Consider the following 18378-nt stretch of genomic DNA (forward strand, 5'->3'; position numbering starts at 1 on the left):
GCAGGCTCGGAGCGCGATGGTGGGCACGGCGCGCGCGAGAGCGTCGCATCAAACAAGCAATATGGGCGCGCCTTTGACCACCCCTACAAGCTGCGACTAATTGTGAGCGCTGCAGCCAAGGCCGCAAGTGTTGCGACACCCACCGCTGTCATCCCCGCGAAGGCGGGGATCCAGTCCTCACCGGCAGTCGTGATCAACCGAGACGTCACGGCGTACTGGATGCCCGCCTGCGCGGGCATGACACCGAGAATGTTGCGCTTGAGTACGTCTACAATTCGGGTGTCTACCGCGGCTCGTCGTCGGCTCGCCGGAGGCGAGACCCGGTGGCGGGCATGACGGCCGCGTTCGCGGCTCGCCTACTGCGTCGCCCGCGACAGCGAGAATTCGCCGTTGCGCACGCGCTCCGGCATGCCCTCGACGAAGGCCGCGACCGCGTCTTCGCCATAGGTGCCGACGAGCTCGGCGAGCGCCGCGAACAGGCTGGCCTGCGCCAGGCAGTCGCCGTCGACGCCGTCATGGCGCGCTTCCGCCCAGGCTTCGTTGAGATAGCTGAGCGCGGCCTGCTTCTGCTCGTGGTCGGGCAGGACGGCGGGGAGGGCGCTGAATGTGACGGGAAAGCTCATTGAATGCAGTCTGGCGGGGCCGCGAGGCGCGTTGACGTCCGAACGCGGGCGCGTCCGACCCGCCGAGGTTTAGCACGCAAGGCACGGGCGCCTAGGCCAGTTCTTTAGGAAAGGTTAACAGGGTTAATGCAAACGTGGATAACGCCCGTGAGCCGTCAACCATTCGGCCGTCAGTTGGCGTAGCGCGCGGTGAGATCGCGCGAGATCTTGGAGCCCTCGTCGATGTAGCGGCGGATCGCCACCATCGCCGCGGGCGTGCAGGTCCGGTAGGTCTGCTGGAAGCCGTTATAGCCGCGGTTGAAGCCGGCGATCATGCGGGCGCGGCGCTCGCCGGCGGGGGTCTCGGCATCGATCAGCGCCTGCATCTGGTTGCGCCATTTGGCGCCTTCATTGCTGCCGCAGATGCCGCGGAGGTAATGCAGGGTGCCGAGAATCTCGGCGAGCCGCTGCAGATCGCCATCGAACGGCGCAGCCGCATCCTGCGCCCGCGCGGGAGTGGCGGCGCAGGCCAGCACGAGCATGACGACGGCCAGGAGGCGCGTGGCGAGGCGGATGGGGGTGATCGGACGCACGGACGTCATATGCCTTTGCCGGGCGGCGGACGCAAGGCGGGCCTACAGCAGCGCCTTCGCGGCGGCGATGATGTCCGGCAGCCCGTCGGTCAGCGTCAGGCCGTCCAGGGCGTCCGGAACGCGCCATTGGACGTCGTCCAGCTCGTCGTTCAGCGTAGGCTCGCCGGCCCGCCAGCGCGCCGCGAACGGCAGGATCAGGTAATGGCCGCCGCCGCCCTTGCCCCCGTGGCTGGCGGGCAGCACCTCGCGCCAGCCGGCCAGCCCGATGATGGCGATCGTGAGTCCGGTCTCCTCCATCACCTCGCGCGCGACGGCGTCGTGCAGGCTCTCGCCGAACTCGACCCGGCCGCCCGGCAGGGTATAGACGCCCTTGGCAGGCGACCGCGCCCGGCGCACCAGCATGATCTCGCCATCGCGGAAGATCGCGGCGCTGACGGCGAGCTGGGGATGGCGGGGCGGGGCGGGTTCGGTCATGGCAGGGACGGTTCCAGGAAGGGCCTGCTGCACCCTAGCGTGAAAGCCGCCGCGCCGGCAGCTTCATGCGGCTCAGAAGCTTGCCATGATGGCGTCGACGGCGTCGACCTCGTCGACCGGGTCGGGGTCGACCTCGACGTCGCCGTTGATGATGCCGCCGGCCTGCGTCACCAGCGGTTTGACCCAGGCGGCGGCCTGCTCGGCGAGCTTGGCCTTGGTGGTGTCCTGCTTGGCGTCGCGCATCGCGGCGCCGACCGCGAGCAGGATATCCGTCATGGTCTTGGTGAGATGGTCGAATTTGATGCGAATCGACGGCTCGGCCTGTTCGTAGGCCTCGATGACGAGATCGCGGGCCTTGAAATTGGTGTGTGTGAAATGTTCTGGATAGGTCAGCGGCGACCACGCCAGGAAATCTTCGGCGCATTCCGGAATGTCGGGAATCATTTCGAGCAGCATCACGGCTTCGTTGAAATGATTCAGATAGTCGGTGGCGAGCCCGGTGCGCGGATTGATGTTGGCGGCGCGCAGGATCGCGGCGCGCGCCGGATCAATAGCACTGCCAGCCGGTCGTTGGGGCGTGCGATCGGGAGGCACGGAATGGGTCGCCGCTGCGGTCATCCGCTGCAGTGTTGGCAACCCAAGTTAAAAGGTGCTGAACACAGGACGATTTGAGTGAGATTATGTGTGGACGCTTCGTGATCACTTCACCACCTGCAGCACTTCGGCAGATGTTCGGCTACGAGGAACAGCCGAACTTTCCGCCGCGCCACAACATTGCACCGACGCAGCCGATTCCCGTAGTTTTCCTGGATCATGACATCAGGCATTTCCGGCTGATGCGCTGGGGCTTCATGCCGGCCTGGGTCAAGGATCCCCGCAATTTTACGCTGCTGATCAATGCGCGTTCGGAGACCGTGCGCGAGAAGCCCGCGTTCAAGAATGCGATCCGGCGTCGCCGCGTTCTTGTGCCCGCTGATGGGTATTACGAGTGGCAACTCATCGAGGGCCGCAAGCGCCCGTTCTTCATCCATCGCAGCGACCGTGCGCCGTTCGGCTTCGCTGCCCTGGCCGAGACCTGGATGGGACCGAACGGCGAGGAGGTCGACACGGTCGCGATCGTGACGGCAGCCGCGAGCGCGGATCTCGCGACCCTGCATCACCGGGTTCCCGTGACGATCAGGCCGGATGATTTCTCGCTGTGGCTCGACTGCCGCAACGACGACGCCGGCGACGTGATGCACCTGATGGTTGCTCCGGCGGAGGGCGAGTTCGCGTGGTACGAGGTGTCGACGCGCGTCAACGCCGTTGCCAATGACGACGAGCAGCTGCTGCTGCCGATCACCGAGGACATGCGCGCCGCCGAGGATGCACAGCGCAAGCCGGCGAAGAAGGTTGTATCGCGCAAAAATTCAACCAAGCCCGCGGATGATGGGCAGGGGAGCTTGTTCTGAGGCGAGGTGCATCAACGAGAAAGACTGTCATACCCGCGAAGGCGGGTATCCAGTACGCCGCGACCCCTCGTGTTGAAACGGCTGCTGGTGGAATACTGGTCCCCCGCTTTCGCGGAGGACGACAGCGGAGAACGTCCGATTCAGAGGCGTGCGTGACTTACGCGAAGATCCTCAGCGCCGCGTGCTGCAGCAGCATGATGGTCTTGGCGTCCTGGATGCGGCCATCGCCGATCATCGCCAGCGCCTCGTCGATGGAGAGTTCGAGCACCTCGATCTCCTCGCCTTCATGGGCGAGCCCGCCGCCGGCGCTGACGCGCATGTCGGGCTCGTAGGCGGCGACGAAGAAGTGGATCTTCTCGGTGACGACGCCCGGGCTCATGAACGCCTCGAACACGAACGTCACGTCGTGCAGCCGGAAGCCGGTTTCCTCCTCGGCCTCGAGCTTGATGCGCTCTTCCGGCGAGGCGTCGTCGAGCAGGCCGGCGGCGGCCTCGACCAGCAGGTCGTCGTAGCCGTTCAGGAAGGCGGGATAGCGGAACTGCTTGACCAGGATGACGCTGCGCTGCGCGAGGTTGTAGGGCAGGATCGCCGCCGCATTGCCGCGGTCGAACACGTCGCGGCTCTGCATCTGCCAGGTGCCGTCGTCGCGCCGCCACTCGAACCTGGTCGAACTCAGCGTGCCGTAATGGTCGGACAGCACGCGCCGCTCATGGACGCGGATGCGGTCGGAGATGCTCATCGCTCGCCTCTATTTCATTCCGGGCGTCGGCGGGCGGCCGTCGAGCCATTTCGAGAACACGACGTTGTCCTGCACGGCATAGTCGAGTGCCTGGTAGAATTCCTGCACCTTGGTGTTGTCGCCGCGCACCATCAGCATGAGTTTGGCGATGCCGCGAGCGCGCAGCCAGTCCTCGGCGGCGGCCATGATGGCGCGGCCGTAGTCGCGGCCGCGATGCTCGGGGTCGACGCTGACATAATAGACCCAGCCGCGGTGGCCCTCATGGCCGACCATGGCGGAGGCGGCAATGGCGCCGCCGCTGCGGCCGACCAGGACGGTCGCGTTGTCGCCACGGCGGGCGAGCGCGATGTCGGCGGCCGGATCGTTCCACGGCCGCGTCAGGCCGCAGCGCTGCCACAGCGCCACGACGGCGGGCACGTCGGCATCGGTGATGTCGGAGATTGTCAGCGTCACAGCAGTGTCCATGGGGAAGTCGCGAACCTAGAGAACCTTGCCGGGATTCATGATCCCCAGCGGATCGAACTGCGCCTTGATCGCGCGCATCAGCGCGATCGCGGTCGGATCCTTCACGTCCGGCAGCTCGTCGCGCTTGAGCACGCCGATGCCGTGTTCGGCCGAGATCGAGCCGCCCATGCGCAGGACGATCTCGAACACGACCGCATTCACCTCATGCCAGCGCGCGAGATAGTCGGCCGTATCGGCGCCGACCGGCTGGCTGACATTGTAGTGGATGTTGCCGTCGCCGAGATGACCGAACGGCACGGGACGCGCGCCGGGCACTTGTCTGACGACGGCCTCATTGGCCTCGGCGATGAAGGCCGGCACTGCGGCGACCGGCACCGAGATGTCGTGCTTGATCGAGCCGCCCTCAGGCTTCTGCGCCCAGGAGATGTCCTCGCGCAGCTTCCAGAACGCCATGCGCTGGGCGAGGTTTTCGGCGATCACGGCGTCGTCGACGATGCCGGCTTCGAGGCCCTGCTCGAGGATGGTCTCGAGCGTGGCGCGGGCATCGTCGCGCGACGACGACAGCTCCATCAGGACGAACCACGGATGCGGGCCGGTCAGCGGCGCGCGGTTGCCAGCGACATGGCGTATCGAGAAGTCGAGCGCGATATGGGCGATCAGCTCGAAGCTCGTGAGACTGCCGGCGGCCTCGCGCTGCGCGATCGCGAGCAGCTTCAGCGCATCCTCGGGGGACTTCAGTCCGACGAACGCGGTCTCGATCGCGCGCGGCTTCGGAAACAGCTTCAGACTCGCCGCGGTGATGATGCCGAGCGTGCCCTCGGCACCGATGAACAGGTTGCGCAGGTCGTAGCCGGTGTTGTCCTTCTTGAGCTTCGACAGTGCATTCAGCACCCGCCCGTCGGCCAGCACCACCTCGACCCCGAGCGCCATCTCGCGCGCGACGCCATAGGCAAGCGCAGCCGTGCCGCCCGCATTGGTCGAGAGATTGCCGCCGATGGTGCAGCTGCCCTCAGCGCCCAGCGACAGCGGGAACAGGCGATCGACCTCGGCGGCCTTCTGCTGCGCCACCTGCAGCACGACGCCGGCCTCGGCGATCATGGTGTTGGAGGCAGTGTCGACGTCGCGGATCTTGTCCATGCGCTTCAGCGACACCACGACCTCGCCATTGTGCGGCGTCTGGCCGCCGACGAGGCCGGTGTTGCCGCCCTGCGGCGTCAGCGCGATGCGGTGCTGGCTGGCGAGCTTGCAGATGGCGGCGACCTCGGCGGTCGAGCCCGGGCGCAGCACCAGCGGCGAGCGGCCGTGGAACAAATTGCGCTCCTCGGTGACGTAAGGCGCGACGTCGGTCTCTGCGGTCAGCGCGTGGCGCTCGCCGACGATGGCGGCGAATTGCGCGATCAGCTCGGGGGACAGCGGCGGCAGAGCAGGCGGGCTGATGTTCATGGTCGGTCGCTTCCAGTGTTATCTCGGCGCGGCGGCGCGGCGCAGCCGGTCGTTGATGGCCTCGCCCAGTCCGTCGTTCGGGATCGGCATCACCGCGATGCTGTGCGCTCCCTTGGCATCGAGGCTGCGAAGATAGCCGAAAAGATGCGTCGCCGCCTCTGCCGGATCGGCCGAGGGCGACAGGTTGAGGATCGCGGCGGCCTGTTCGGCCCCGGGCAAGGTCGCGGGTCCGAAGGCGAGCAGCGCCTCGCCAGGGCCGACCTCGGTCGCCTCCAGGCGCACGGCGGCGCGCGGGGCATAGTGCGAGGCCAGCATGCCCGGCGCCAGCGGCTGCTCGGCCGCGTGGGCCTCGGCGATGCCGGGCCGGGCCAGGGGGCGGCCGAGCAACGCCTCGATCGCTTCGCTGGGAACGCCGCCCGGGCGCAGCAAGGTGGGCACGTCGAAGCAGCCGATGATGGTCGATTCGACCCCGACATCGACCGCGCCGCCGTCCAGGATCAGGTCGATTCGCCCCGCGAGATCAGTCGCGACATGTGCGGCCGTCGTCGGCGACACGTGCCCCGAGACGTTGGCCGATGGCGCCACCACGGCGCCGCCGAACGCCGCCAGCAGCGCCCGCGCGACCGGATGCGAGGGAATGCGGATCGCCACGGTATCGAGGCCAGCAGTGGCGAGATCGGCGACGGGACATCCGTCCGCCTGCGCGACGACGAGGGTCAGGGGGCCCGGCCAGAACGCCGCTGCCAAGCGCTCGGCCGCGTCATCGAACCGGCCGATCCGCCGCGCGGCGGCGAGGTCAGCGACGTGGGCGATCAGCGGATTGAAGGCCGGCCGGCCCTTGGCCTGGTAGAGCCGGGCGATCGCTGCGGCATTGCTCGCATCGGCGCCGAGGCCGTAGACGGTCTCGGTCGGGAACGCCACCAGGCCGCCGCGCGCGAACATGGCAGCCGCCGCCGCGAGTCCCGTCGCGTCGGCGGGCAGGATCCTGGTCTCGATGGCGATGGTGTCTGGCGTGGGCATCAAGGGTACGGAGCGACGGAGGCTTTGCGCGCCCGCTATAGCGGGCGGGGGCGTTCGAATGAAGCGCGCAAATCGAGCGCTGAATTGCGCTGGCGCCATAGCCGCCGGACAAAGTCCCATCGCCTCAACCAGTTAACCCACCCGCCGGTGCCCTGCGATTTCGATGCGATTTCCTGCATGCTGCGCTTGCGGAGACGCAGACCCGAGGCTATAAGCCGGCTTCCCAAAGTCGGAGCGTGGCTCAGCCCGGTAGAGCACTGCGTTCGGGACGCAGGGGTCGCAGGTTCGAATCCTGCCGCTCCGACCATTTTCCCTAGGGTTTTCTCCTGCGTTCGACCCTCGGTGAGGCTGGCCGCCGTTTTTGGCCACCGAAACAATGATGCCCTTCGTCACCGATGCGACTGGCTTGCCGTCGAACACGACGAAGCACGTGGCGATCAGCTTGCGATCCTTTGACCGACTCAGATGCGCGGGCGCTGGAGTTCGGCGCTTCGTGGTGGCACGCTTGCCGATCGGCCTTCGGTAGAATATCCCGCGCTCGAGGTCGATGCGCGAGCGGCCCGGCTCTGGATGACATCTTTTACTCAACTGCGAGAATTCGACGACGGTCTACCTGCATGGATTGGGACGACATCCGCTTCTTTCTCAGCGTGGCACGCGCCGGACAATTTTCGTCCGCGGCCGTACGCATGGGTGTCGATATGGCGACGATCGCTCGACGGATCAACTCGCTCGAAAAGTCCCTCAAGGTTCGGCTGTTCGACAGGCTGCGAACCGGATGCGTGCTGACGCAGGCGGGGGAGCGCTTCCTGCCGACCGCCGAGGCGTTGGAATCGCAGTTGTTGCAAGCGCAAGGAGAGATCTCAGGATCCGATGTCGAGGTGAGCGGCACGGTCCGGATTGCCTCTCCCGACGGCTTCGGTACGCTGTTCCTGTGTTCGCGCGTCGGGACACTCAAGGCAAAATTCCCGTCTCTGACGATCCAGCTGGTGCCGATCACGCGCGCACTGTCGCTTTCAAAACGCGAAGCCGATCTCGCCGTGACGGTCGATCGCCCCTCCGAGGGCAGGCTCGTCGCCCGCAAGCTCGTCGACTACTCGCTCCATCTCTACGCGTCGACGGGCTACATCAGCGCGCACGGCGTCCCCGGGTCGCTCGAGGAGCTTTCGAGACATTGCCTGGTGACATATGTCCCGGACCTGATCTTCGATGACCAGCTCAGGTTCATGCCTGAAATCTTCGGGCCCATGTTCAGTCGACTGGAGTGTTCGACGGCAGTCGGCCAGTTGGAGGCCGTCAGGAGTGGAGCAGGGATCGGGATCTTGCACGACTACGCCGCGTACCAGGATTCACGGCTAGAGATCGTCTTGCCGGAGGTCAGGTTCGATCGGACTTATTGGATCGTCACCCATGCCGACCTTCAGGGCCTCGCTCGCGTCCGTGCCGCGGTGGACCACCTCGTCCTTCAGGTCAAGGAAAACAAGCACATCTTCAAACGGCAATAGCGGATGCCGTACCCCGATTGCGCTGTGGCGACCGCTTATGTCGTCTTGGCGAGAGCCTGTACATATCTGGCATAGTCGCTCTTGCCGAGCGCAGCTCCCAGCCGCTCCAGCTGGCTCTGCTCGATGAACCCCTGCTTGAACGCGACCTCCTCGGGCGAGGCGATGCGAAAGCCTTGCCGCTTCTCCAGGGTCGCCACGAAGTCCGCGGCGGCCAGGAGGCTGTCGGGTGTTCCCGTATCCAACCAGGCGAAGCCGCGACCCATTTGCTCGACGGCGAGCTGTCCTCGTTGCAAATAGACCTGGTTGACGTCGGTGATCTCGAGCTCCCCTCGCGCGGATGGAACGATGCCGGCGGCAATGTCGACCACCTGGGAATCATAAAAATACAGCCCCGTCACCGCAAAGTTCGATTTTGGCGTCGTGGGCTTTTCCTCGATCGACGTTGCTCGTCCCGTGCTGTCGAAGCCAACCACGCCGTACCGCTCCGGGTCGGCGACATGATAGGCGAAGACCGTCGCTCCGACCCGGCGGCTGGCGGCCCTGGCAAGCATGTCCGGCAGACCATGGCCGAAATAGATGTTGTCGCCCAAGATCAGAGCCGACGATTCGCCGCGCACGAAGTCGGCTCCGATAACGTAGGCTTGAGCCAGGCCTTCGGGCTTGGGTTGCACGGCATAGGACAGGTTCAATCCCCATTGCGCGCCGTCGCCCAGCAGGGCTTGAAACAGCGGAAGGTCGCCCGGTGTCGATATGATCAGGATGTCCCTGATACCCGCCAGCATCAACGTCGTGAGCGGGTAGTAGATCATGGGCTTGTCGTAGATCGGCAGCAGCTGTTTGGACACCACCAACGTCATGGGATAGAGGCGGGTGCCGCTTCCGCCAGCCAGAATGATGCCTTTCAAGGTCTACTCCACATTGACGTGAGCGGGATCGCACAGGCGATCGAGGCAGATTTGCAGGGATTGCGACGAGGGGGGGAGACGCAGCCCGAAGACGGAGTTCAGCCTGTCGCAGTTCAGACGGGAATTCGCCGGCCTGACCGCGGCCGTCGGATAGTCCGTGGTCGAGATCGCCTCGACACGGGCATGACAGTTCCGTCTCGTTGCGAGGTCGAGGACGATGCGTCTGGCGAACTCGAACCAGCTCATGTCGTCCGGCCCCGCCAGATGCGTGACGCCGCCATGAGAAGACTGCCAGCCCGCCCCCGCGATCTGCCGAGCGATGGCAATGATCGCATCGGCGATGTCGGGCGCGTAAGTGGGGCAGCCGATCTGGTCGCTGACGATACCCAGCCGCTCCCGTTGCGAGGCGAGCCGCATGACCGTCCTTACGAAATTGCTGCCATAGGGCGCATAGACCCATGAGGTTCGCAAAATCACGTGCCGATCGGCGGCGGACGCCACCGCCACTTCGCCGGCGAGCTTCGATCGACCATACACGTTCTGCGGCGAAGTCGCGTCGGTCTCGACATAGGGATCGGGCTTCTTGCCGTCGAACACGTAATCCGTCGACAGGTGAATGACGGGGGCATCCAGTCGGCCTGCTGCCGACGCGACCGCACCAGCTGCCTTGGCATTGATCGCGTAAGCCAGATCCGGTTCCGTCTCGGCACTATCGACAGCGGTATAGGCGGCGGGATTTACCACGACGTCAGGCGAGAACTCCGCCAAGGCCCGTTCGATCTGTTCGGTGTGCAAGAGGTCGAGGTCGGAGCGTGTGGAGCATCTGATCGTGACGTCGGGGTTCGCTGCGGCGGCTTCCCGCAACGACCGGGCGACCTGACCTTCGCTCCCAATGACATATAGACGCATCGTTCAGCTCAATGTCGACCAAGACCCAGTCGCTCGCCGCGGTAGACGTTTTCGCGCAGCGGTCTCCACCAAGCGGGATGCTCGAGATACCAGCTGACCGTCTTCTTGATGCCGCTTTCCAGAGTCTCTTCCGCGCGCCACCCCAGGGCCGTTTCGAGCTTCGTTGCGTCGATGGCGTAGCGCTGATCGTGACCTGGACGATCCTTGGTATAGGTGATCAAGCCGTCATGCGAATGTGCTGGCCCACGCAACTCGTCGAGGCATGCGCAGATTTGTCTGACCACCTCGATGTTGGAGCGTTCGTTGCGACCGCCGACATTGTAGGTCTCGCCTGGAACTCCCTTCTGGAGGATCAGGCCCAGTGCGCGCGCATGATCCTCGACGAACAGCCAATCCCGGACATTGAGACCATTTCCATACACCGGCAACGGTTCCCCGTGCAGGGCATTGAGGACCATCAGCGGAATGAGCTTTTCAGGAAATTGGTAGGGCCCGTAATTGTTTGAGCAATTGGATACAATGACGGGCAGCCCATAGGTTCTGTGCCATGCCTTCGCAAGGTGGTCGGATGCGGCCTTTGTCGCCGAGTAGGGGGAACTCGGATCATACCGGGTCAGCTCGGTGAAAAGTCCGGTCTCTCCCAACGAACCGTAAACTTCATCGGTCGAAACGTGGATGAACCGAAATCGATCGGCGAGCGGGGGATTGTTGTCGAGATGGCGGCGCGTGGCCTCCAGCAGGGCGAAGGTGCCGACGACGTTTGTTTGGACGAATGCATTTGCCCCGGTGATCGACCTGTCGACGTGGCTTTCTGCTGCGAGATGAACGACTGCGGTCGGTCTATGCTTGATGAAGATCTGCCGCAGGGCATCGGCATCGCAGATGTCGGCCCTCTCGAATGCATAGTCGGGATGCTCGGCAATCGCCGCAAGCGAGGCCAAGTTGCCGGCATAGGTCAATTTGTCGACGACAACGACCTTGAAGCCAAGCTCAAGAACAAAGTGCCGACAGACCGCCGAACCGATAAATCCTGCGCCGCCCGTGACGAGAATGGTCATGTTCAGTAGCTCCCGGGCGCGTTCTCGGAGGGAGAAACAATGGAGAAGGGAGAGACAAAGGAACCAAGTCGCGGGTTCCGCTGATCCTTCTCAGACAAGATTGGCTTGCCTGCCAATCGCCAATCGATTGCAAGGTCCGGATCGTCCCAGGCGATCCCTCGCTCGAAATCCGGAGCCCAATAGTCGGTCACTTTATAGATGACTTCAACCGGTGCTTCCAAGGTCACGTAGCCATGAGCGAAGCCTGCGGGAACCCACAATTGCTTCCAGTTCGCCGCAGACAGCTCGATTGCTACATGGCGTCCGTAGCTCGGAGATCCTCGCCGGATATCCACGGCCACATCCAAGATAGATCCTCTGACGCAGCGCACGAGCTTGCCCTGGGCTTTGGGCGGCAGTTGAAAATGAAGTCCGCGCAGCACCCCGCGTTCGGCGGAGAAGACATGGTTCTCCTGGACCAGATCGTCCGTCACGCCGTGTGCCTTCAGATCATCCTTGCGGAAGGTCTCCGAAAAAAAGCCCCGATTGTCGCCACGTCTTGAAGGGACGATGAGAACGAGGCCATCGATTGCGAGATGCTGAAAGTCCATTACACCAAGCTCATTAGATGCCAGCACCGGGCAGCTTCCGTTCGATCGCGCGACAATAGCGGGAAGCCGCATCTTTGCAAGGCGCGTCCCGTCGCGAGTGAATCCATGTGCTGAAGGCCGAGCTCGCGCGCGGCACTGTTAGCTTCGACAGCAACGCCTCCAAGCCGATGCCTGATCTGCTCATGAAAAGGAAAATTGGATTATCATTAGCTCGATTGGGCTGCGGCTTTGCGACGCGGCTACGAACTTGCAGCTATGCTTTTCCAAATGTGCTTGTCGTGCAATTTTCATTTGCAACCTCTGAATGCGTCAAGCTACTATCAACTTCAGGGCATCGTCCTGTGAGTTCGGCTGAATCCTTGGCCTCGGATTCGTCTGATGGCGTGGGTGTGAAGCTTGGAGATTCGTTCTGCAACCTATCCTGGCTCATTTCTCGTTATGAACGTTGCGGTGGCAGGCCGGGGTGGCACGAATTCGGTAAGTAACCAACGGTCAGTAGTCACGATGATCTTGAGCGCCAATGCAATGGTCCGACGGCAACATCACCAACAGGGACCAGAAGGGTCGCCGCATCCTGCAGACGGGTTATGGATCAGCTCGAAGAAAGGCGTGGTTGTCGTGAGTAAGGGGGAGCGACATGAGGATATTTGAACAATTCGTTCAGAACCTCCCGGCATGCGACAACGCGCATGACATCGAGCGTCTATTGCAACAGACCTTGGATCAGTACGGCTTTCCATGCTTCGCGTATCTCAGCTTCACGCCGCGAGGTGACGAAGACGACACGCTGGCCATGACGACGTATCCGAGTTCCTGGGTGGAGCGGTACTGTGCAAACCGGTACGACAGGATCGACCCGGTAATTGCCCGTTCGGTTGCAACGACGCTTCCCTTCGCGTGGTCGGTAGATCGATTCGATGCGGGGCTGACCAACAGACAAAAGTGGCTTTTGGAAGAGGCCAGCGAGTTCAACATACGGCGTGGTGTCACGATTCCGATCCACGACCGCCAGGGCAAAGTGGCGACGCTCACGCTCGCGGCTGGCAATTCCCGTCCGGCGTTCGAAGCCCAGGTCGAGAAATACCGCCATCAGCTGCATCTCATTGCGATCTACCTCTATGCGCAATTGCGGCACGTCACGCCGGCGCCCGCGTCACCGCCTCGCCCATGCCTGACACAGCGCGAGAGGGTCTGCCTGCAATGGGCAGCTCGCGGAAAGAGCGCTTTGGATACGGCGGAAATCATAAACGTCAGCCGTCGAACGGTTGTCTTTCACACCCAGAATGCCAAGCGCAAACTTGGCGTTGCGACCGTGCAACAGGCGGTTGCCAAGGGGCTCGCATACGACATCATCGGCTTGTAGCCGTTCGTCGAGCAGCCGTTCGTCCGGCAGCCAGAGATGCTGCGACGCTTGAGTGGCAACGTTTGAGTGGCGGCGCCTGAGCTTACCGATGCGCGTCTGACAGCGTCGTCGCTCTCCGAAGAACTGGTCTCAGTTCACCTGGTGTCCCATCCGTCTGTCGTATCGGCATCGCCTGTCGTGGGTGGCCACGTCGGCGCATGGCGCAATGTCCTCGCGCACCAACGAGTTCAGACGGGAATTCGTCGGCCCCGCAAGATGGGTGACGCCGTCCGCTGCCTTGGAATTGATCGAATAGGCCAGCGTCGACAGCGGCATAGGGATCTACAACGATGTTTGGCGAGAACGTCTCCGAAGGCTGTTCGATCTGTTTGTGCGCAACAGCTGCGAAGTCGCAGCGCGTGGAGTATTCGATTGTGATGTCGGGGTTGGCTGCGGCAGCTTCCCACAGTGATGGAGCGATCCGACCTTCGTCTCCATGACACATGACGTATCGTTCTACTCAACGTCGATCAAGATCAAGTCGCTCGCCACGGCAAACGTTTGCGTACGGAGTCTCCAGCAAGTGGGATGCTCAGGATACCATCTGACCGTCTTTTTGATGCCGTTTTGATGGTGTGGATGTGAATCCTGGAGATTCGTTCCGCAACTATCCTGGCCACAAAGTGTCGTGGATGCTGCGGCAGTACATCAGGACGACTCACGACTTCAGCAAGTCACCAACGGTCAGTAGTCACAATGATCTTCACCGACAGTACGATGATCCGACGGCAGCATCACCAACAGGGATCGGAAATGTCGCCGTGTCTCCCAAATCGGTTATGGATCAGCTCGAAGAGGGGCGATGCTGCTGCGGGGTGCGGAGGCCAATATGAGGCTGTTTGAACAATTCGTTCAGAACCTCCCGGCCTGCGACAACGCGCAGGACATCGAGCGTCTATTGCGTCAGACCTTGGATCAGTACGGCTTTCCATGCTTTGCTTACCTCAGCTTCACGCCGCGCGGCGACGAAGACGACACACTGGCCATGACGACGTATCCGAGTGCATGGGTGGAGCGGTACTGTGCAAACCGGTACGACAGGATCGATCCGGTAATCGCCCGCTCGGTTACAACGACGCTTCCCTTCGCATGGTCGGCGGATCGATTCGATGCTGGGCTGACCAACCGGCAGAAGTTGCTCTTGGAAGAAGCCAGCGAGTTCAACATTCGACATGGCGTTACGATTCCGATCCATGATCGCCAAGGTAAAGTCGCGACGCTCACGCTCGCTGCTGGCGATTCCCGTCCGGCGTTCGAGGCTCAAGTCGAGAAATACCGCCATCAGCTGCATCTCATCGCGATCTACCTGCATGCGAAATTGCGTGATGTGACGCCGTCGCCGACGTCGCCGCTTCGCCCATGCCTGACACAACGCGAGAGGGTCTGCCTGCAGTGGGCAGCTCGCGGAAAGAGCGCTTTGGATACGGCGGAAATCATAAACGTCAGCCGTCGAACGGTTGTCTTTCATACCCAGAATGCCAAGCGCAAGCTTGGTGTCGCGACCGTACAACAGGCGGTCGCCAAGGGACTGGCGTACGACATCATCGGCATGTAGCCGTTTCGTCGAGCAGCGTGCGTCCAGCAGCCTGAGGTGCCGTGCCTTTTGAGGGGGGCAGCACCTGGGCTCGCCGATCCGCGTCCTGATGACGTTGTACTTCCTAGATCCGCTCTCAGGTCGCTTCGTGTTCCATCCGCTTGTCGCCTCGGCATCCCCCGTCGTGTGTCGTCGTCGCGTCGCTGCATGGCGCGACGTGTTCGTGAGTAACCGGCATCGACTCTAGGGCAGTCTCATAACGCAGCATACCTGCAAAGGTAGACAGCTCGAGCTGACGTCACCGCCGGGGCATACTCCGCCCCGACGGACGAGACGAGGACGCCGATGATTCGAGTTGTCACGAAGGACAATGCAGGACGCCACATCAGCAGTTTGTATCAAATGCATCGCCTTCGGAAGATTGTCTTCAAGGACCGGCTCGGTTGGGATGTCATCGTAAGCGGCGAGCTCGAGGTCGACGAATACGACGCCTTGCGGCCCCGCTATCTGCTTTCGATGGACAGGCACGGCATCCTGGACGGTTGCGTCCGTCTTCTGCCGACGACCGGTCCGAATATGCTTCGCGATATCTTTCCGTTTCTCGTGACCAAGGCGGCCGTGCCTCGCGGAGATCGCGTGTGGGAAGCCAGCCGATTTGCCGTGAGCGGAAACACCGTCGGGACCGAGTCGGGCCTTTCACGAACGACCTACGATCTGCTGATCGGAGTTCTGAAATTCGGCGTGTCCAACGGCATCAACACGATCGCCTGTGTCGTCGACGTGCGCATGGAGCGAGTCCTGCGGCGGGCTGGCTGGCGGCTCGATCGCCTCGGCCCCGCGAGCCGAATCGGAAACACCATCGCCATGGCCGGACAGCTCGAGGTGTCGACACGGATCCTTCGACAGCTTGAAGCGCGCGTGGGCCTCGCGCACGCAGTCGCAGCCTGATCATAAGCGTATAACTGAACTCATCCCCCAGTCGAGATCGGAGCACGAGACGTGAGTAATCCTTTCGATGACCAGAGCGGCGCCTTCGTCGTCCTGATCAATGACCAAGGCCAACATTCGCTCTGGCCCGCCGCCTTGGAGACTCCGGCCGGTTGGTCCGCGGTCCATGCGCAGAGCAGCCGCCAGGCCTGCGTCGAATACATCGATGCGAATTGGACGGACATGCTTCCGCAGGCCCGCGCCGATAGCCGTCCGTCATAGCCGCAGAGTCGATCATCGATCATACGCCTAAGTAGATGCGCCTAAGTAGACATGGGTTGGGGAAGCCGTGAACGCGATCAACGAATCTTCAGAGGTATTGCCACTCTCCGCGGCCCAGACGGGCATGTGGTTTGCGCAGAAATTCAGCTCGCAGGATTCGATATTCAATCTTGCGGAGTCCATAGAAATCCACGGACCGATCGATCCCGCGCTGTTCGAGGCGGCCTTGCGGCAGGCCGGGATGGAAGCGGAAACCGTGCGCGTGCGGTTCATCGAGCGAAGCGATGGAATTCGCCAGATGATTTCCCGCACATTGGACACGACCTTTCCGTTCATCGACGTCAGCTCCGAACCCGACCCGCGAGCGGCGGCAGAAAGCTGGATGATGGCGGAGTTGACCCGGCCGGTCGATCTGCTGACAGGTCCGCTATGGACCTGCGCCTTGTTCAAGGCCGCGGCCGATCGCTATTTCTGGTACCATCGCAGCCATCACATCGTCATGGACGGTTTCACCGGCGGGCTGTTCGCCCGGCGCGTCGCCGAGATCTACACGGCGCTCGCCGAGGGACGCCCTCCCGAACAAGCGACGTTCGGTCCCTTGGCGCTTCTGCTCGAAGAGGAGACCGCGTATCGGAGCTCCGAACGATTTGCACGCGACCGCGAGTATTGGCTGAAGAACTTCGCCGACCGCCCGGTTGCGTTCAGTCTCGCCGATCAGCGAAGGCAGAATGTCGGCGGTCTTCTCCGTCAGACGACCCATCTCTCTGCTGAAAGCGTGAAGGCGCTGCGCGCAACGGCGCAGGCCAGCGGTGCGAGTCTCCCACAGATCGTGATCGCCGCGATCGCGGCCTATCTCTATCGCGTGACGGGTGTTGACGATCTGGTCGTTGGCCTGCCGGTTGCCGCCCGGCCCAAGGGACGGCTGCGGCGTGTTCCCGGCATGGTTGCCAACGCTGTGCCGCTGCGTTTGGCCATGAGTCCCGGCATGAGCGCGGCGTCGCTCATTCGCGATGTGGGACGGCAAGTCCGCGAAGCGATTCGACACCAGTCCTACAGGTACGAGGACCTCAGGCGGGACCTCAACCTGCTCTCCACCAACGGCCACCTCTTCACGTCCGTCATCAATATCGAACCATTCGACTACGATCTCCGCTTTGGCGGCCATTCGGCGACGACGCACAACCTGTCCAATGGCTCCGCCGATGACCTCGCGATCTTCGTCTACGACCGCGGCGATGGGAAAGGGCTTCGAATTGATTTCGACGCCAATCCCGCTCTTTACACCGCAGAGAATCTCGCCTGTCACCAGCAACGTCTCGTGAGGTTGGTCGAGGCGATCGCGCACGATCCCAGTCGGCCGATTGGCGCCATCGACATGCTCGATGCGGCGGAGCGACGTCGGGTGCTGGCGGAGTGGAACGACACGGCGCACGCGGTGCCGCCGGCGACATTGCCGTCGCTGATCGAGGCGCAGGTCGCGCGGCGCGGTGACACCACAGCGCTGGTGTGCGAGGACGCCACGCTCAGCTACGCCGCCCTCAATGCGCGCGCCAACCGGCTCGCGCATCTGCTGATCGCACGAGGCGCCGGTCCCGATCGGATCGTCGCCCTCTCCTTGCCGCGCTCGGCCGACCTGATCGTCGGCCTGCTCGCCATCGTCAAGAGCGGCGCCGCCTATCTGCCGCTCGATCCGGAGTATCCTGCGGACCGTTTGGCTTTCATGCTTGCCGACGCCAGGCCGGTGTGCCTCGTCACCAGCAGCGCCGTTGCCGAGCGCCTGCCTGAGGCTGGCCCGCGCCTGGTGCTGGATGATGCCGACACCGCAGGCCTCCTTGCCCGCCAGCCCGACAGCAACCCGCGCGACCAGGATCGCACCGCGCCCCTGACCCCGGCCAACGCCGCTTACGTCATCTACACCTCCGGCTCTACCGGAACCCCGAAAGGCGTCGTCGTCACGCATGATGGTCTCGTCAATCACATGCTGTGGATGATGAGCGAATACCCGGTGGGCGAGGAGGATCAGGTGCTATCCCGGACCTCGGTCAGCTTCGATGCCGCGGGTTGGGAGATCTGGCTGCCGTTGCTTGGAGGGTCGACACTGAATGTCGCGCCGGCCCATGTCACGCGCGATCCGCAACATTTGATCGACTATATCAAGCATCAAGGCATTACCGTTGCGCAGTTCGTGCCATCGTTGCTTTCCGCGGCATCGGAACTCATCGGTCCGGCCGACAAGCACAGCCTCACGCATGTCTTCGCCGGTGGCGAGGCGCTGCCTTCGAGCCTGGCGAAAGACCTGACGTCGGGCTGGAACGTCCGACTGGTCAATCTCTATGGTCCGACCGAGACGACGATCCAGGTCACGTCGTGGCCGTGGCAGCACGACGGTGATGACCAATTCGCGCCGATCGGGCGTCCGATCTGGAATACGCGGGTCTATGTGCTGGACGACGGCTTGCAACCCGTGCCGGTCGGCGTG

The 18378-nt window shown here is 63.2% G+C and carries 19 protein-coding genes and 1 tRNA gene; 8 read left to right on the forward strand and 12 right to left on the reverse strand.

The window, feature by feature from the left end:
• Positions 1 to 356 precede the first annotated feature (356 nt).
• The 4 genes from ACQR1B_RS25040 to ACQR1B_RS25055 form a co-directional block, all read right to left on the reverse strand.
• Positions 357 to 623, reverse strand: a complete 267-nt coding sequence (locus ACQR1B_RS25040; protein ID WP_284419599.1) for a hypothetical protein — start codon at positions 621 to 623, stop codon at positions 357 to 359.
• Positions 624 to 793: 170 nt separating this feature from the next.
• Positions 794 to 1204, reverse strand: a complete 411-nt coding sequence (locus tag ACQR1B_RS25045; protein ID WP_434836647.1) for a TIGR02301 family protein — start codon at positions 1202 to 1204, stop codon at positions 794 to 796.
• A gap of 33 nt (positions 1205 to 1237) precedes the next feature.
• Positions 1238 to 1669 (reverse strand): NUDIX hydrolase, encoded by a 432-nt coding sequence (locus ACQR1B_RS25050; RefSeq protein WP_434836648.1) that lies wholly within the window; start codon positions 1667 to 1669, stop codon positions 1238 to 1240.
• A 72-nt stretch (positions 1670 to 1741) separates the two neighbouring features.
• The gene (locus tag ACQR1B_RS25055) at positions 1742 to 2263 is read right to left on the reverse strand and encodes a hypothetical protein (protein WP_434836667.1); all 522 of its coding nucleotides are present in this window, start codon (positions 2261 to 2263) and stop codon (positions 1742 to 1744) included.
• A gap of 86 nt (positions 2264 to 2349) precedes the next feature.
• On the opposite strand from ACQR1B_RS25055, the gene ACQR1B_RS25060 reads away from it, so the two are divergent.
• A complete protein-coding gene (locus ACQR1B_RS25060) occupies positions 2350 to 3120 on the forward strand; it encodes an SOS response-associated peptidase (RefSeq protein WP_434836649.1) in 771 nt (256 codons plus the stop codon).
• 157 nt (positions 3121 to 3277) lie between these two features.
• Here ACQR1B_RS25060 and ACQR1B_RS25065 read toward each other — a convergent pair whose 3' ends face one another.
• The 4 genes from ACQR1B_RS25065 to ACQR1B_RS25080 are packed head-to-tail and all read right to left on the reverse strand — an operon-like array spanning position 3278 to position 6787.
• Positions 3278 to 3859: an NUDIX domain-containing protein gene (locus tag ACQR1B_RS25065; RefSeq protein WP_434836650.1), complete on the reverse strand. Its 582-nt coding sequence runs from the start codon at positions 3857 to 3859 to the stop codon at positions 3278 to 3280.
• Between the two features lie 9 nt (positions 3860 to 3868).
• Positions 3869 to 4324, reverse strand: a complete 456-nt coding sequence (locus ACQR1B_RS25070) for a GNAT family acetyltransferase (protein WP_434836651.1) — start codon at positions 4322 to 4324, stop codon at positions 3869 to 3871.
• Positions 4325 to 4339: 15 nt separating this feature from the next.
• Positions 4340 to 5767, reverse strand: coding sequence for an FAD-binding oxidoreductase (locus tag ACQR1B_RS25075; protein WP_434836652.1), 1428 nt, complete (start codon positions 5765 to 5767; stop codon positions 4340 to 4342).
• Positions 5768 to 5785: 18 nt separating this feature from the next.
• The gene (locus tag ACQR1B_RS25080) at positions 5786 to 6787 is read right to left on the reverse strand and encodes an L-threonylcarbamoyladenylate synthase (RefSeq protein WP_434836653.1); all 1002 of its coding nucleotides are present in this window, start codon (positions 6785 to 6787) and stop codon (positions 5786 to 5788) included.
• A 230-nt stretch (positions 6788 to 7017) separates the two neighbouring features.
• Between ACQR1B_RS25080 and ACQR1B_RS25085 the strand changes: the two genes are divergently transcribed.
• Positions 7018 to 7094, forward strand: a tRNA-Pro gene (locus tag ACQR1B_RS25085).
• A gap of 310 nt (positions 7095 to 7404) precedes the next feature.
• Entirely contained in the window at positions 7405 to 8292 is an 888-nt protein-coding gene (locus ACQR1B_RS25090) for a LysR family transcriptional regulator (RefSeq protein WP_434836654.1), read from the forward strand.
• Between the two features lie 35 nt (positions 8293 to 8327).
• Here ACQR1B_RS25090 and rfbA read toward each other — a convergent pair whose 3' ends face one another.
• From rfbA to rfbC, 4 genes are read right to left on the reverse strand one after another with little or no spacing between them, the layout of a single operon-like run.
• On the reverse strand, positions 8328 to 9197 hold the full coding sequence (gene rfbA / locus ACQR1B_RS25095) for a glucose-1-phosphate thymidylyltransferase RfbA (protein WP_434836655.1): 870 nt from the start codon (positions 9195 to 9197) through the stop codon (positions 8328 to 8330).
• Positions 9198 to 9200: 3 nt separating this feature from the next.
• Entirely contained in the window at positions 9201 to 10106 is a 906-nt protein-coding gene (gene rfbD, locus ACQR1B_RS25100) for a dTDP-4-dehydrorhamnose reductase (RefSeq protein WP_434836656.1), read from the reverse strand.
• Between the two features lie 8 nt (positions 10107 to 10114).
• Complete coding sequence (gene rfbB / locus ACQR1B_RS25105; protein ID WP_434836657.1) at positions 10115 to 11164, reverse strand: dTDP-glucose 4,6-dehydratase; 1050 nt, start codon at positions 11162 to 11164, stop codon at positions 10115 to 10117.
• Between the two features lie 2 nt (positions 11165 to 11166).
• Complete coding sequence (gene rfbC / locus ACQR1B_RS25110) at positions 11167 to 11754, reverse strand: dTDP-4-dehydrorhamnose 3,5-epimerase (protein WP_434836658.1); 588 nt, start codon at positions 11752 to 11754, stop codon at positions 11167 to 11169.
• A gap of 637 nt (positions 11755 to 12391) precedes the next feature.
• Between rfbC and ACQR1B_RS25115 the strand changes: the two genes are divergently transcribed.
• From ACQR1B_RS25115 to ACQR1B_RS25135, 5 genes are all read left to right on the forward strand, one after another.
• Positions 12392 to 13117 (forward strand): helix-turn-helix transcriptional regulator, encoded by a 726-nt coding sequence (locus ACQR1B_RS25115; protein WP_434836659.1) that lies wholly within the window; start codon positions 12392 to 12394, stop codon positions 13115 to 13117.
• Positions 13118 to 13958: 841 nt separating this feature from the next.
• Positions 13959 to 14711: a helix-turn-helix transcriptional regulator gene (locus ACQR1B_RS25120; RefSeq protein WP_434836660.1), complete on the forward strand. Its 753-nt coding sequence runs from the start codon at positions 13959 to 13961 to the stop codon at positions 14709 to 14711.
• A 324-nt stretch (positions 14712 to 15035) separates the two neighbouring features.
• Positions 15036 to 15638 carry an acyl-homoserine-lactone synthase gene (locus ACQR1B_RS25125; RefSeq protein ID WP_434836661.1) on the forward strand — a complete coding sequence of 201 codons (603 nt, stop codon included), beginning with the start codon at positions 15036 to 15038 and terminating at the stop codon, positions 15636 to 15638.
• A 51-nt stretch (positions 15639 to 15689) separates the two neighbouring features.
• Entirely contained in the window at positions 15690 to 15899 is a 210-nt protein-coding gene (locus ACQR1B_RS25130) for an MbtH family protein (protein ID WP_434836662.1), read from the forward strand.
• Between the two features lie 67 nt (positions 15900 to 15966).
• Positions 15967 to 18378, forward strand: a 2412-nt coding sequence (locus tag ACQR1B_RS25135; protein WP_434875136.1) for an AMP-binding protein, incomplete at its 3' end; no start/stop codon positions are given.

Source organism: Bradyrhizobium oligotrophicum, from assembly GCF_051168495.1.
Lineage (GTDB): Bacteria > Pseudomonadota > Alphaproteobacteria > Rhizobiales > Xanthobacteraceae > Bradyrhizobium > Bradyrhizobium oligotrophicum_A.